General features: G+C 66.3%; 14 protein-coding genes and 1 pseudogene. 6 read left to right on the top strand and 9 right to left on the bottom strand.

Features of this window, described 5'->3' with window-relative positions; translation table 11 throughout:
* Positions 1-23 precede the first annotated feature (23 nt).
* From hslO to queC, 3 genes are all read left to right on the top strand, one after another.
* Entirely contained in the window at positions 24-920 is an 897-nt protein-coding gene (gene hslO, locus GRI62_RS13025; RefSeq protein ID WP_131451157.1) for an Hsp33 family molecular chaperone HslO, read from the top strand.
* A 180-nt stretch (positions 921-1,100) separates the two neighbouring features.
* A complete protein-coding gene (locus GRI62_RS13020) occupies positions 1,101-1,397 on the top strand; it encodes a DUF3617 domain-containing protein (protein WP_234027462.1) in 297 nt (98 codons plus the stop codon).
* Between the two features lie 45 nt (positions 1,398-1,442).
* The gene (queC, locus tag GRI62_RS13015) at positions 1,443-2,132 is read left to right on the top strand and encodes a 7-cyano-7-deazaguanine synthase QueC (RefSeq protein ID WP_131451155.1); all 690 of its coding nucleotides are present in this window, start codon (positions 1,443-1,445) and stop codon (positions 2,130-2,132) included.
* Positions 2,133-2,138: 6 nt separating this feature from the next.
* On the opposite strand, the gene GRI62_RS13010 is transcribed toward queC, so the two are convergent.
* The 4 genes and pseudogenes from GRI62_RS13010 to GRI62_RS13000 form a co-directional block, all read right to left on the bottom strand.
* Complete coding sequence (locus GRI62_RS13010) at positions 2,139-2,672, bottom strand: superoxide dismutase family protein (RefSeq protein WP_131451154.1); 534 nt, start codon at positions 2,670-2,672, stop codon at positions 2,139-2,141.
* A 70-nt stretch (positions 2,673-2,742) separates the two neighbouring features.
* Complete coding sequence (locus tag GRI62_RS14585) at positions 2,743-3,144, bottom strand: DUF2793 domain-containing protein (RefSeq protein WP_131451153.1); 402 nt, start codon at positions 3,142-3,144, stop codon at positions 2,743-2,745.
* 64 nt (positions 3,145-3,208) lie between these two features.
* Positions 3,209-3,520, bottom strand: a pseudogene (locus GRI62_RS14580) (terminase large subunit domain-containing protein); the annotation flags it as partial.
* Between the two features lie 73 nt (positions 3,521-3,593).
* On the bottom strand, positions 3,594-4,043 hold the full coding sequence (locus GRI62_RS13000) for a hypothetical protein (protein WP_131451152.1): 450 nt from the start codon (positions 4,041-4,043) through the stop codon (positions 3,594-3,596).
* Between the two features lie 233 nt (positions 4,044-4,276).
* On the opposite strand from GRI62_RS13000, the gene GRI62_RS12995 reads away from it, so the two are divergent.
* The 3 genes from GRI62_RS12995 to GRI62_RS12985 all read left to right on the top strand — a co-directional run bounded on the left by GRI62_RS12995 (position 4,277) and on the right by GRI62_RS12985 (position 8,014).
* On the top strand, positions 4,277-4,924 hold the full coding sequence (locus GRI62_RS12995; RefSeq protein ID WP_373283021.1) for a YqaA family protein: 648 nt from the start codon (positions 4,277-4,279) through the stop codon (positions 4,922-4,924).
* A gap of 67 nt (positions 4,925-4,991) precedes the next feature.
* The gene (locus GRI62_RS12990) at positions 4,992-6,503 is read left to right on the top strand and encodes a DUF2868 domain-containing protein (protein WP_131451151.1); all 1,512 of its coding nucleotides are present in this window, start codon (positions 4,992-4,994) and stop codon (positions 6,501-6,503) included.
* Entirely contained in the window at positions 6,500-8,014 is a 1,515-nt protein-coding gene (locus tag GRI62_RS12985) for a GTPase domain-containing protein (protein ID WP_131451150.1), read from the top strand. The genes GRI62_RS12990 and GRI62_RS12985 overlap by 4 nt, the downstream gene beginning before the upstream one ends.
* Here the strand turns inward: GRI62_RS12985 and GRI62_RS12980 are convergent.
* From GRI62_RS12980 to GRI62_RS12960, 5 genes are all read right to left on the bottom strand, one after another.
* Entirely contained in the window at positions 7,986-8,417 is a 432-nt protein-coding gene (locus tag GRI62_RS12980; RefSeq protein ID WP_131451149.1) for an OsmC family protein, read from the bottom strand. The genes GRI62_RS12985 and GRI62_RS12980 overlap by 29 nt on opposite strands.
* A 100-nt stretch (positions 8,418-8,517) precedes the next feature.
* Entirely contained in the window at positions 8,518-9,807 is a 1,290-nt protein-coding gene (locus GRI62_RS12975; protein ID WP_160731887.1) for a hypothetical protein, read from the bottom strand.
* A 273-nt stretch (positions 9,808-10,080) separates the two neighbouring features.
* Entirely contained in the window at positions 10,081-11,712 is a 1,632-nt protein-coding gene (locus GRI62_RS12970; RefSeq protein ID WP_131451147.1) for an AIM24 family protein, read from the bottom strand.
* A 4-nt stretch (positions 11,713-11,716) separates the two neighbouring features.
* Positions 11,717-12,985, bottom strand: coding sequence for a serine palmitoyltransferase (spt, locus tag GRI62_RS12965; protein ID WP_373283013.1), 1,269 nt, complete (start codon positions 12,983-12,985; stop codon positions 11,717-11,719).
* Positions 12,982-13,227: an acyl carrier protein gene (locus GRI62_RS12960; protein ID WP_131451146.1), complete on the bottom strand. Its 246-nt coding sequence runs from the start codon at positions 13,225-13,227 to the stop codon at positions 12,982-12,984. The genes spt and GRI62_RS12960 overlap by 4 nt, the downstream gene beginning before the upstream one ends.
* Positions 13,228-13,285: the final 58 nt, after the last annotated feature.

Genomic DNA, 13,285 nt, shown 5'->3' with positions numbered 1-13,285 from the left:
CAGGCAATGCCCATATGGCGCGGATGACCGACGCGCACAGCCAGACCTTTTCCGATCGCCTTCTGGGCTTCGCCATCCCTTCTCGCGATTGCCGCGGACGAGCCGTGAGGCTTGGTCCGGTCATCGAGGACATTCTTTCCGCCCACGATTACGCCGCTCCGCTGAAGCATTGCCTAGCCGAAGCCTTGGTGGTGACCGCGCTGATGGGGGGGCTGCTCAAGGACGAGGGCGACCAGCTGACCGTTCAGGCACAGGGCGAGGGCGGCATCGCTTCGCTGCTGGCCTGCGACTATCGTGGCGGTGAACTGCGCGGATATATCCAGCATGATCGTGAGAGCGAGATGGACGCCGGCGCCAATCCGTCACTCGAAACGCTGTTCGGCAAGGGCCACCTGGCGATCACTTTTGATATCGCCAGCACCGGCCAGCGCTATCAGGGTATCGTTCCCCTGGAAGGCGCCTCGCTGGCCGAGGCGATCGAGACCTATTTTGCGCAGAGCGAGCAGGTCCCGACCCGCATCCGCACGGCAATCACCATCCATGGGGCGGAGTGCGTCGCGGCAGGCATGCTGATCCAGCATTTGCCCGAGGGTGAGGAAGGACGCGAACGCCTGCACGCTCGGCTCGATCATCCGCACTGGGAACACATTGCCATCCTCGCCGAAAGTCTGCGACACGAGGAACTCGCCGATGTCAGTCTGTCGTTGGAAGACTTGGTCTGGCGGCTTTATCACGAAGAGGATGAAGTGCGGGTGATGCCGGGGCCGGCGCTCGGCAAGGGTTGCCGCTGTAGCGCCGTGCATTTCGAGGAGATTTTATCACGCTTTCCCAAGGACGATCGCCGCGAAATGGCAAACGACGACGGGATAATCGTAGTCGACTGTGCGTTCTGTTCGAAGGAGTTCGCGATTCTGGATTGATGCCCGCTCGGGCTCCAATCGGGATTTCCTGCCGTTGATCACGCTGGCGGGCTTGAGAAAGAGGATTTGACCGTGTTGCGGACAAGGATGATGGCGCGACTTATAACTGGTTGGCTAGTGGCCTGTTGCGCGGTCACGCCCATTGCGGCGCAGGCACCAGACCTTGCCATGTTGCGCACATTGGAACCCGGCGCCTGGACGCTGCGCCTGAGAGACGGCGGAAGCGCGCAGCGAATCTGCGTTCGGACCGGGCGGGAATTCATTCAACTGCGCCATCGCCAACCAAGTTGCGAGCGCTTCGTGGTGAGAGACGGTCCGCGCGAGGTCACGGTGCAATACACTTGCCGGGGCAACGGTTACGGCCGCACGACCATTCGCCGCGAAAGCGACACGCTCGTCCAAATCCGCAGTCAGGGTATCGAGGGCGGTGCGCCGTTCTCGATCGACGGTGAGGCAAGGCGAACCGGCGGCTGCTGATCGCTCCATCTTGAATGCCGGCGCTGCCGCGACTAGCGCAAGCCGATGACCCGGTCTGCACCCATTGCCGTCATCCTGCTTTCAGGCGGTCTCGATTCCATGGTTACGGCGGGCTTGGCGCGCGAGCAGGGCTTTGCGCTGAACGCGCTTACGATCGATTACGGTCAGCGCCATGTCCGGGAATTGCAATCGGCCGAAGCGATCGCGGCGAAGCTTGGCGTTGAGCGACACGTGGTGCTGCCGCTTGACCTGCGCTGCTTCGGGGGGTCGGCGCTGACTGACGATATCGCTGTGCCGAAGGATGGATTGGATGGGGACATACCGGTAACGTACGTGCCCGCTCGCAATTTGCTGTTCCTCGCCCTTACGACGGCTTTTGCCGAAACATCAGGGTCGAGCGATATCTTTATCGGTGTAAACGCACTCGATTATTCCGGTTATCCGGATTGCCGCCCTGAATTCATCGAAAGCTTCGCCGATACAGCCCGGCTGGGAACCAGGCAGGGTGTGGAGGGGAGGCCCTTCACTATCCACGCCCCGCTGCAGCACATGAGCAAGGCTGATATCGCGCGCGAGTGTCAGAGGCTTGGTTTCGATCCAGCGTGGAGCTGGTCCTGCTATGACCCGACACCGCACGGCATGGCCTGCGGGTTATGTGACAGCTGCCGGTTGCGCCGAAAGGGATTCGCGGAAGCGGGCGTGGCCGATACCACGCCCTATGCGGCTACCGCCTAGGCCCCGTTAGCTACGCGAGACTACTCCGCAGGCCATCCGGTCTCCGGCATTGCCGGTGGGATCGGTCCTGTAATCATCGGCACTGGCATGGACCACGATAGCCGTGCCATCTGCATCGAATAGATCGTCGGCCACGCCCGCCAGCGTACCGCGGATCACGGCATTCATCGTGCCCGTTCCATCAGCGGCGATTGTTACGTTGGGAAGATCGCCGAGATGCGCACCGCGCGGGTTCTGCGTACCGTGCTCGTTTCCGCCCGGGTTCAGATGACCTCCGGCCGAGGTGAACGCGGGTGCGACGCAGCTGCCCGTGGTATGCAGGTGGACCCCGTGCACGCCTGGCGTGAGACCGGAGAAGCTGGCATTCATCGTGACCTCGCCCCCTAGCGAGTACATTCGCGCCGTGCCCACGGTAGCTCCCTGCGCGTTCATGAGCGTTGCGTTGCCGATCTGGTCGGCGGTATTTTCGTAGGCGGTTTGGCAGGCGCCCAAGGCGGCGAGCATGGGCAGGGCGAAAAGCGACTTGCGAAGATTGGTCATGGGAAAGGTCCTGGCGGTTTTTGTTGAATGTAGGACCGTATCAACGAACCAAACGTCGCTAGGGTCCGTCTCAACCGGCGACAATTCCTGCGGCGATCAGCGCAGCGGCCAGCCCCTCGATCGCGGCACGGGCTTCCAGATCAGCGACCGCTCCGCCCGTGGGCAGGGCAACCCCCTGCGCGCGATGCCAGCCATCGTCGTAGCGAGCGACTTGCCCCGCCGCCTTGTCGAACGCGAGCATACCGGTTCGCGGGGTCGCAAACACCCAGTTGCCTGCCTGTCTGCCGGCAAGATGGCCCGCGTGGCCCGCCCACTCGCCCGTGGGCGCGGCTCCCACCAGCCATGTCTCGCCATCGGCTGGAGAGGCGGGCGGCGCATCTGCCTCGCCCTCGATAGCGGGATGGATCAATGTATCCAGTCGGGCCAGCGCCTCGTTGATCGTGAATTCCTTCTGGGCCTGTGCACTGACCATGGCTGTGCTGCGGCCCGCGCAGCGAATCCGGCTCGCCCGCGGAATAGAGCGTGGCCTGCGCCCCGGTCGACCAGGTCAGGCGGCGCAGCGAAGGCTCGAAGGTCACTTGCCGGCGGCGGCGGCGCATGCAGGCGAGGATGCCGCTTTCCCCCTCCACCATCACCGCGCGGGCCTCCGCCAGCGAGGCACCGACCAGGGCGATGCGCGCGTCGGGATCGGCGGCGGCGATCTGGCACACCCATTCGGCGCCTGCGCGGCTCTTGCCGAAGCCCCGACCGGCGCAGACCAGCCAGGTCGACCAGTCGCCCGGCGGCGGCTTCTGCTCGGGCCGCGCCCAGACCTGCCAGTATCGCCTCAGCGCCCGCCGCTCGTCCATCGACAGCGTTGCCAGATAGGTCGCGCGGGCCGGATCGGGTTGCGCGACCAGCCAGTCGCGCAGCGCGGCGATCCTAGGCACCGGCAGAAGGCATCATCATGCCATCCTCGGCGAGCAGTTGCTGCGTTTCGATCTGCCGCTGGCGCATCGCCTCCAGCTTGCCGGTGAGCGAGGCGAGGATGGCGTCCTCGTCCTCGTCCTCGTCGAGCGCGCGCTGCTGGCTCACCTCGTCACGGTGCGCCAGCAGCAGGCGGATGGCGGCGGCGTTGTCGTACTTGGTCGTCTCGGTCGGGCGCTGCCCCCTTCTCAGCCGGCTGAGCAGTTCGATCTCGAGATTGTCATACCCTTCGCACAGCGCGCGCCGCCAGTCGCGGGCGAATTCCCGATCCTTGCGGCGGGCGGCATAGGCCGTGCCGCTCGACACCCCCGCCGCCCGTGCGGATGCGGCGACATTGCTGCTTTCGGCAAGCTTTTCCAGGAACGGCGCGATCCATGCCGCGCGCTCCGCGATCCCTTCGTTCATGACTGGCCCCTCCGGCTCCAGGCGATGGCGTGCCAAACCGAAAAGGGCGGTCATCCCAACGTGGTTGGGAGCCGCCCTTCGATACACACTATCGCGATGTTCCGTTTCTCTAACCAAATAGTGTGACGATGTCAATCCTAAAGTGCCATATAGGTTACTTTGTAGGACTTGCGCAGGTTTCATCTCTGCCGTAACGCCCGCGCTCGTTTGGCGGGTGGGGAATGTGCGTGATGATGGGCTTGATCCGTGGCCTCTACGACTGGACGATGGCCAAGTCCGCGCATCCCCATGCCCAGTGGTGGCTGGGCTTCATCGCCTTTATCGAATCCTCGTTCTTCCCCATTCCTCCGCACCCGCTGCTGGGGCTGATGTGCCTGGCCGAGCCGCGCAAGGCGCTGCGCTTTGCCTTTATCTGCACCGCCTTTTCCGTGCTCGGCGGGCTGTTCGGCTATGCCATCGGCTATTTTCTCTATGACGCGGTGGGTGCCTGGCTGCTCGGCGCGCTGGGCCTGACCGACAGCTTCGCGCCCGCCGCCTGCTACCTGCGCGAACACGACTGGGAAGTGATCGTGGTGGCCGGCACCACGCCGGTGCCATTCAAGCTGCTGACGATCACCGCCGGCTTCATCCACATGAACCTGACGACCTTCATCCTCGCCTCCATTGCCGGGCGCGGGCTGATCTTCATGACCGTGGGCGTGCTGTTCCGCGTGTTCGGCGCGCCGATCAAGCGCTTCATCGACAAGTACCTGGGCACGCTGACCGCCGTGTTCGTGGTGTTGGTAATCGGCGGATTCATCGCCTTTACCCAGCTTGCCGGCGGCGAAGGCGATCCCGCGGCCGACCGCTGCGCCGCCGTCACCCAGGTCCAGCCCGCCTGAGCCTGCTCCCGGAACGCTCGCCGCTCTCCGGTGGTTGGAAAGCAGGCGCGGCAACAGGGGACCAGGCATGACAGAGGACGAAGCCCGCGCCGTGGAGCTGGTGCGGGCGATCGAGCTGGAAGACCGCGACCGCACCCTGTTCACGGCAGAAGACCGCTCTCAGGCCGACGCCCGTGCCCGCGCCGCTGCCGGCGATCCCGGATCGAAGACCGCGCGCGAGCGGCTGCTGGCAACCCGTGCGCAGTTCGCCGCCGCCCGTCTCACTACCCGCCACCCGGGCATGGAACGCCTGCTGGCGAAAAGCCGCTGGCCCGGCTGGCTGGGCGTCGGCCTGCCTCTGCTGGGGCTGGTGCTGGGTGTCCTCGCCAATGAATTCGGCACCGATCAGCGGCTCGACCTGCTGGCGGTGCCGCTGCTGGGCACCGTGGCGTGGAACTTGCTCGTCTACCTGTGGCTGGCGCTCAGCGCGATCACCGGCAAGCGCCACGCCGCCGCCCCCGTGCTGGAACTCGCGGCCGAGATCACCGGGCGCAGGAAGGGCGACTTCGAGAATGGCACCGCGTTGCAGCGCGCCGCCGACGGGTTCCGCCGTCGCTGGGCAGAGCTGACCGCGAGGCTATCCGCCGCCCGGCTGGCGCGCACCCTGCACTTGGGGGCCGCGCTGTTCGCCGCGGGGCTGATCGGCGGCATCTACGCCCGCGCGCTGGTGATCGAATACCGCGCCGGGTGGGAAAGCACCTTCCTCGGCCCGGAGGCGGTCCACGCGTTGCTGCTGGCCGTGCTCGGGCCGGCCAGCGCGCTGAGCGGCGTGCCCGTGCCGCCGGTGGAGGAAATCGCCGCGATGCGCTGGCGGGGTGACGATCTTTCCGGCGTTAATGCCGGGCCGTGGATACATCTCTATACCCTCACCGTCGGCGCGCTGGTGGTATTGCCACGCCTCGCGCTCGCTGCGTTCGAAGGCGCAGGGGCAATGCGGCTGGCCCGCACCCTGCCGGTGGCCGGGCGCGGGGATTTCTACGTCCGCCGCCTGCTCAGGAGCGCGGGTGGCCATCCGGGCCGGGCGCGGGTCACGCCCTATGCCTACCGTCCGGGCGAGGAAACCGAGCGCCGCCTGCGATCGGCGCTTACCGCCGCGCTGGGGGACGGGGCCGCCGTCACCTTCGATACGCCGGTCGACTACGGTGCGGAGGAGGCCTGGCTGGCCCGCCATGACAAGGCAGGCGGCGGCGATCCGGAGGAGGATTATCACCTGCTGCTGTTCACGCTGTCGGCCACGCCCGAGGCGGAGAACCACGGCGAGATTGCCCGCCGCATCGCTGCGGAAATCGCCCGCGTCCGCCCCGGCACCGTGCTGGCCGCCGTGGTGGACGAGGCACCGTTCCGCGCCCATTTTGCCGGGCAGGCGGGGCTGGATCAGCGCATCGCCACCCGGCTTGCCGCCTGGCGCGACGTGCTTGGCCCGGCGGGTATCGCGCCCATTGGGCTCGACCTGTCGCGCAGCGACGAACTGGCAGTGAGCGGTGCGCTGGCCGAGCGGCTGGAAGCGGCCTTGCTGCGTGACGGAGACCTGGCGGCATGAGCGATCCCATTACCGAAACGGCGGGCAGGGGCATCACCGTCAACCTCAGCCTGGTCAGCCACACCAACGCCGGCAAGACCACGCTGGCGCGCACCCTGCTGGGCCGCGACGTGGGCGAGGTGCGCGATGCCGCCCACGTCACCGATCTCGCCACCGGCTACGTCCTCGTCCAGCGCGGGGAGGACACGCTGATGCTGTGGGACACGCCCGGTTTCGGCGATACCGCGCGGCTGCTCTCGCGCCTGAAGCTGGCGGGGAACCCCATCGGTTGGCTGCTGGAGCAGGTGTGGGACCGCTGGCGCGAGCGGCCGCTTTGGTCGAGCCAGCAGGCGGTGAAGAACGCGCGCGAAAATGCCGATGTCATCCTCTATCTCGTGAACGCGGCGGAGGATCCGGGTTCGGCCAGCTACGTCGCGCTGGAGATGGAGGTGCTCGCCTGGGTCGGCAAACCCGTGGTGTTGCTGTTGAACCAGCTTGGTCCCCCGCGCGAGGACGTTGCTGCCGAAATCGCCCGCTGGGGCGAGATCGGTGCCGTCTATGCGGACGGCACGCGGCAGGTGCGGGCTGTCCTTCCGCTCGATGCCTTTGCCCGTGTCTGGGTGCAGGAAGGTGCGCTGCTCGACGCCGTCACCCCGCTGCTTTCGGCGCAAAAGCAGGCGGCGATGGCGGGGTTGCGCCAGCGTTGGGAAGAACTCAACCGCACCCGCTTCGATGCCTCGATGGCGGTTTTGGCGCGTTACCTTGCAGGCGCGGCGCGCGAGCAGGAACCGATCGGCGAGGCCGGCTGGCAGGGCAAGCTTGCCAATGCGCTGGTCGGCAAGAGCAAGGCCGACCGCGCGGCGATGAAGGCGATGAAGGCGCTGGGCGGGCGGCTGGCGGAATCTACTGCCAGCTCGACCGACGAACTCATCCGACTGCACAACCTTTCCGGCAAGGCAGCGCGCACCGTGCTCGAACGGGTGAGCGACGACTATGCGCTGGCGGCGAAGACGCCCGAGGGCGCGGCGGGCGCGCTGGGCGGGTTGGTGACGGGCGCGATCGGTGGGCTGGCAGCCGATCTGGCGGCGGGCGGGCTGACCTTGGGTGGTGGCATGATCGTGGGCGCGATCCTGGGCGGCCTGGGGGCGACGGGCGTTGCCAAGGGCATCAACGTGGCCCGCGGCGAAGACGGCGAGAGCCTGCGCTGGTCGGGCGAATTCTTCGAACGCCTCGCGGTCACGGCGCTGCTGCGCTACCTCGCCGTTGCCCACTTCGGCCGCGGCCGGGGCGAATGGTCGGAAGGAGAGCATCCCCCGTTCTGGCAGGGGGTGGTGTCAGAGGAAGTCACCGCCCGCGCCGCCCGCTTTGCCGCCTTGCGAAAAGACGCAAGAGGGGGAGGGGGCGGCGCGGATGGCAGGCTGGAGGCGGGCACGGACCTGCTGCGCGAGACCGGCCTGGCCGTTCTCGCGCGGCTCTATCCGCAAGCCGCGGGCGATCTGGCGATCACCCCTCGAACGTCGTCTCCAGCGTAATTTTACAGTCGAGCAGCTTCGAGATCGGGCAGTTGGCCTTGGCATCGGCTGCCAGTTCCTCGAACTTGGCCTGCTCCATCCCTGGTACGCTGGCCGTGGTGGAAAGAGCCGATTTGGTTACCTTGAAGCCAGCGCCATCTTTCTCCAGGCTCACCTTGGCCTCGGTTGCCAAGGACCCATCCGTATGTCCGGTTTCGGCCAGCTTGAACGATAGCGCCATGGTGAAGCAACTTGCGTGGGCGGCGGCGATCAGTTCTTCAGGATTGGTGCCGGGCTTGTCCTCGAACCGCGTCTGAAAGCCATAGGGCTGGTCGGACAATGCACCGGAGCCGGTCGAGACGTGGCCTTTGCCATCCTTGCCCAACCCGTCGTACCGCGCGCTGCCCTGTTTTACGATTGCCATGCGTTTTCTCCTTGGTGGGGGTCACCAAGGTGACGCATGGCACGGCCGACCGTTCCGCCTCGGTGTGCGCCACCCGCACCTAGCCAAGGCAGTTCAGCGTCTAGGACTGGCCCTCGACGCGAAAGATTTCGCCATCGCCATCGAGAATGAAGAAGTGGTCGCTGCCTCCACCCTGCGCAAAAGCCAAGACAGTATCGAGCGTTCCCACGTCTGGCGCAAAGTCTTTCGTGCGGTTCTCGATCACGCTGGCGCCATGCAGCCTCCCGTCCGAGAGCCTGTTGCGATCGACCGCGAATACCGCGCCTCGCGTATCGCCGAACACGTAGCTCTGGCCGAGCTGCTTGAAGAAATTGCCGTCGTTAATCAGACCGGCGGTGATCCCCGTGCCTTCGGCCCGACCATTGCCCAAGCGATAGACGATGCTGGGCCCGTTGACGATGGCGGGCGGATTTGCGCTAAGCGCGCTCGATCCCTCGTAAAACGGCCAACCGAAGTCGAGCGGCTGCCAGTCGCGGCGAAAGCGCGTCAGTTCGTGAAAGGCGGTCGATCCGCGGTCGGTAAGATGCAAATAGTCGGCTTCTCTGCTGAAGCCGCCGGGCATCTGGATCCCGTCGCCCCACAATCGTGGCTCGCCGACCAGCCGCGCCGGCCGGGGACCGGCCGCGTAGCAGTAGTGACAGTATTCAGAGACTCGGTAGAGCTTGCCGTAAGGCGACGCGGAGTTCTGCGCGTTGCTGCCCGACCTGTCGCCGATGGCGATGTAGAGTTCGCGCTGCGCCACCAGCGAGACTGTGACCCGTTCGGCCCACGGATCGCCGAGCCGAATCTGCAGCGATCGTCCCTGCGTAGGATCGAACCCCTGCAGCCACAGGCCGTCGGTCGGGCTGTGCGTGACGATATATATGCCCTCCTGATAGGGCATGCCCGGAAAGCCGAAGGCCAAGGCCAGGATTTCGCCGGGCCGTCGATTGTCGCGAATAAACGGGTCTTCAGCGATCGCACCGGTGGCCGGATTGACGACAAGCACGCGGCCGCTGCGATCGGCCACCAGCAGATCGCTGCGCATGGCATCCATCGCCACCGTTTCGCCCAGCCCGCTGATCACGCGGCGCACCGCGATCCCTTCGCGATCGTTGGTGACGGTGACGACAAAGTTGAGGAAGGCGGTCTCTCCGCCCGCGCTGCCGCGCAACGTCACCTCGTAGATGTTATCGCCGTTGGCATCGATCGGCAGGTCGAAGTTCGGCGGCGTGTTGAAGCGCAGGCCGCCATCGGTGCCGAGCACGAACTTGTCCGCGTCCACGCCGCCGGAGATCGCCAGCGAGATCGCGTCACCCTGCGGATCGCTGGCACTGACGGTGTAGAAATTGTCTGCCCGGTTCTCGACCACGCTGGCGGAGGTGGCCGATGTGAAACGGGGCGCGGTGGCCGCCGGCGGCGGCGTTGGCGTGGGGGTGGGTGAAGGGGCGCTATCGCCGCCCCCGCACGCGGCAAGCAAGGATGCTGCTGCAGTTACGCAAAGTGGACGCAGATGCCAATTCACGATTAGATCCCCCAAACTCCCCTTTCGGCAGGCTAGGGGCAGAATTCGGACACGGCAAGCGGCTCAGTCTCCATTATCGTGACAATTCATTCATTTGGTCACCAGACCGTTCCCTCGTATCTAGATGCCAAAAGCCTTCAGCGCGGCGTCAAAAGCCCCCTCCAGCCCGCCGCGCAGGCCCTTGCGACGGCCGGCCAGGGGCGCTTCCTCGATAACCAGGATGCCCTCGGTGTCTCCCGCATCCGTCGCGACGCGGTCGCGGAACAGCGGCTCCCGGCCCATCAGGTAGGGAGCAAAGGTCTCGTTGCGGGCAACCGAATAGGCAGTGTCCGCAGAAAAGCCGATCAGCTGGTCCTGCCCGAACCGGCGGCCGTCCTCGGCCCGCTCTACCCGCACGCCGCGCCCCCCCTTCACGATCAGGGTGCCGGGTCCGTAGAAGACGAGGTAGCGGAACTGGAAGGTCAGCCAGGCGTGCAGGCTGAACAGGCGCCAGCGGCTGCGGATCTGCAGCGGGCGATCCACCGGCTGGACGATAGCGGCGAGCGCGCGCGGCTGCATGACCATCGCACTGGCGGCAGGCATGTCGATCCGGGCGATCTCGGCGAAGGGATCGTCGCGCGCGGAAATGCCGAATGTCTTGTCCGGCCCGGATGCCCTGGTGAGAAAGGCCATGCCGCTCGCCAGGCTGGTCAGCACGTTGCGCCAGCTCAGCAGCCACTGCGTGCGCATCTCGGCCCCGGACGGGCTCGATTGCAGGTAGGACTGGCGCACGAGCAATTCCTGGCCATCCGCCAGCGTCACGGCGAGCGTGGGCCTCGACGGGGCAGGGGCGGAGGGAACGGCGCGCATCCCGCTGGGTGTCGCCAGCCGGATCGGCGGCCCGCGTTCCACCAGCGGGGCGAGGCCGTAATAGAACAGCGTGCGGATCGCCAGCGGCGTCAGCAGGATGGCCAGCAGCGCAAGCAGGGCCATCCACGCGATGTCGCGCAGGGTGCGCCCGTCGATTTCGTTCGCCGGATCGGGCAGGGCGCCGATGGCTTGCGATCGCGCCGTGTCAAAGCTGTCCTGCGCGGTGGCCAGTGCCCGGGTGGCTTCCAGCGCGGTGCGCCGCTGAAGTTCCCAATCCCGCTGCTTATCGCACTCGCGCGCCTTGGCAGCCTCCAGCCGCTGCCGTTCCCCGCGCAGGTAGGCCTCGATCTCCCGCGCGAGCGGGGTGCGCGCCTCGAAACTGGCGAGCCGGGCGGTCCACAGCGTGCAATAGCGCGCCGCCTCGGCGATCGAGCGTTCGGTGGGCATCCGGGCATGGCGTGCCTGGCGCGCGCGCGCGTCGGCAAGGCTGGTGGCCTCGGTCAGCAGGGCAATCTCGGCATCGAGGGCACCGATGCGAAGCTCCAGCCGCTTGGTGGCGAGGATGCGCGAGGGGCGGACCGCATCGAGCCATCCGCCTCCCTGTTCGAGCTCGGCCACCGCCGCGGCGCGCTCGGCCCGGGCCGTCGTCAGCCGGGCAGAGAGGGCTTCGCCGCTCTCTTCTCGATAGGTTTCGGCGCTCCGGCCCAGCGCGCTTCGCGCGCTCGCATAGTCGCTGGCAAGTTCGCCGCGCACCGCCTCCAGGCTCATGGTGTCCTGCCGCAGGGTCTCCGCGGTGAAACCGTCCCTGACGGACGGCCAGACGAACACGAAGAACGCGAGCCCCGCGAACAGCAGCAGATAGGTGAGGCCGGTCCTTCCCAACCAGGCGAAGGCGGCCTTCAAGGGGTCAGCCCTCGATGATCCCCACCGCGCGCCCGGCCCGTTCGAACATGCCCAGGATCGTCTCGACCTCCTCGGCCGAATGTTCGGCGCACAGCGAACAGCGCAGCAGCGTCATGTTGGCAGGGGTCGCCGGGGGTCGCGCCAGATTGACGTAAAGCCCTTCCTTGAGCAGCGCCTCCCACATGGCCGCGCCGCGTTCAAGATCGGGCATGATGACGGCAACGATGGCGCTTTGCGGCGCGTCGGTGCCCAGCCGGAAGCCCAGCTTGCTCAGCCCCAGGTGCAAGCGCTTGGAATTTTCCCACAGGTGCGCCCGCTTCTCCCCGCCGTGCATCAGCTTGCGGATGCTGGTGGCGGCGGTGGCGACCACGCTGGGCGGCAGGCTGGCGGTGAAGACGTAGGGGCGGCAGACCAGCCGCATGATCTCGAACTTGGGATGGTTCGATACGCAAAAACCGCCAACCGTTCCCACGCTCTTGGAAAACGTGCCGATGATGAAGTCGCATTGGTCGATCACGCCCGCCGCCTCGGCAACGCCGCGACCATGTTCGCCGATGAAGCCCATCGAATGCGCCTCGTCCACCAGCACCATGGCGCCGTGGGCCTTGGCCACCTTGACCATCTCGGCGAGCGGGGCAATGTCGCCCAGCATCGAGTAGACGCCTTCCAGGATCACCAGCTTGCCGGCGCCTTCCGGTATGCGCTTCAGGCGCTTTTCCATCGCCTCGATATCGTTGTGCTTGAACGGCACCACCTCGGCATTGCCCAGCGCGCAGCCGTCCCAGATGCTGGCGTGGCTGTCGATGTCGAGGATGATGTAGTCGCCCTTGCCGGCGATGGTGGAAATAATCCCCAGATTGGCCTGGTAGCCGGTGGAAAAGACCATCGCGTGATCCATCGCGTAGAATTCGCGCAAGGCCTCCTCGACTTCCTTGTGCCCCTGGTAGGTGCCGTTCAGCACCCGGCTGCCGGTGGTACCGGCACCGTAATCGGCCAACGCCCGCTGACCCGCCGCGATCACTTCGGGGTCAAAGGTCATGCCCATGTAGTTGTAGGTGCCGAGCAGGATCGTCTCGCGCCCGTTGCAGATCGCGCGCGTGGGGCTGAGCACCTTTTCCATGACCAGGCTGAAGGGGTCTTCTACCCCGCTTGCCAACAGGCCTTCGCGCATCGCGATGACGGCATCGAACTTGCTGAACAGGTCCGTCTCGCCACCAGGAACTGCATCGCCCTCGACCTGCGGCCGGTCGGGCTGCATCACGCCTTCGCTCACTTGCTGTCCGCCATCGCGGTGACTGCATCGACGAGGTTGCCGTAGGTCTCGATCTCGGCCTGCTGGTTCATCGAGATGATGATGTCGAACTCATCCTCGATCGCGGCGACGAAATCCATCACGGTCAGGCTGTCGAATTCCAGGTCGCCGGCAAAGGTGGTGGCATCGGTGATTGCCACGCCCTTGGTGTTGAACGACTCGATGATCGAGCGGGTGCGGGTGTCGACTTCGGTGCGGTCCATGTGGCGGCAGTTCCCAAGAAATGTGAATGCGGGCTTCGTAGGCGAGCACGGCCACCTG

Source organism: Aurantiacibacter arachoides (assembly GCF_009827335.1).
GTDB lineage: Bacteria > Pseudomonadota > Alphaproteobacteria > Sphingomonadales > Sphingomonadaceae > Alteraurantiacibacter > Alteraurantiacibacter arachoides.
The sequence above is the reverse complement of the archived record's forward strand: the minus strand, read 5'-3'. Positions and strand labels throughout refer to the sequence as shown.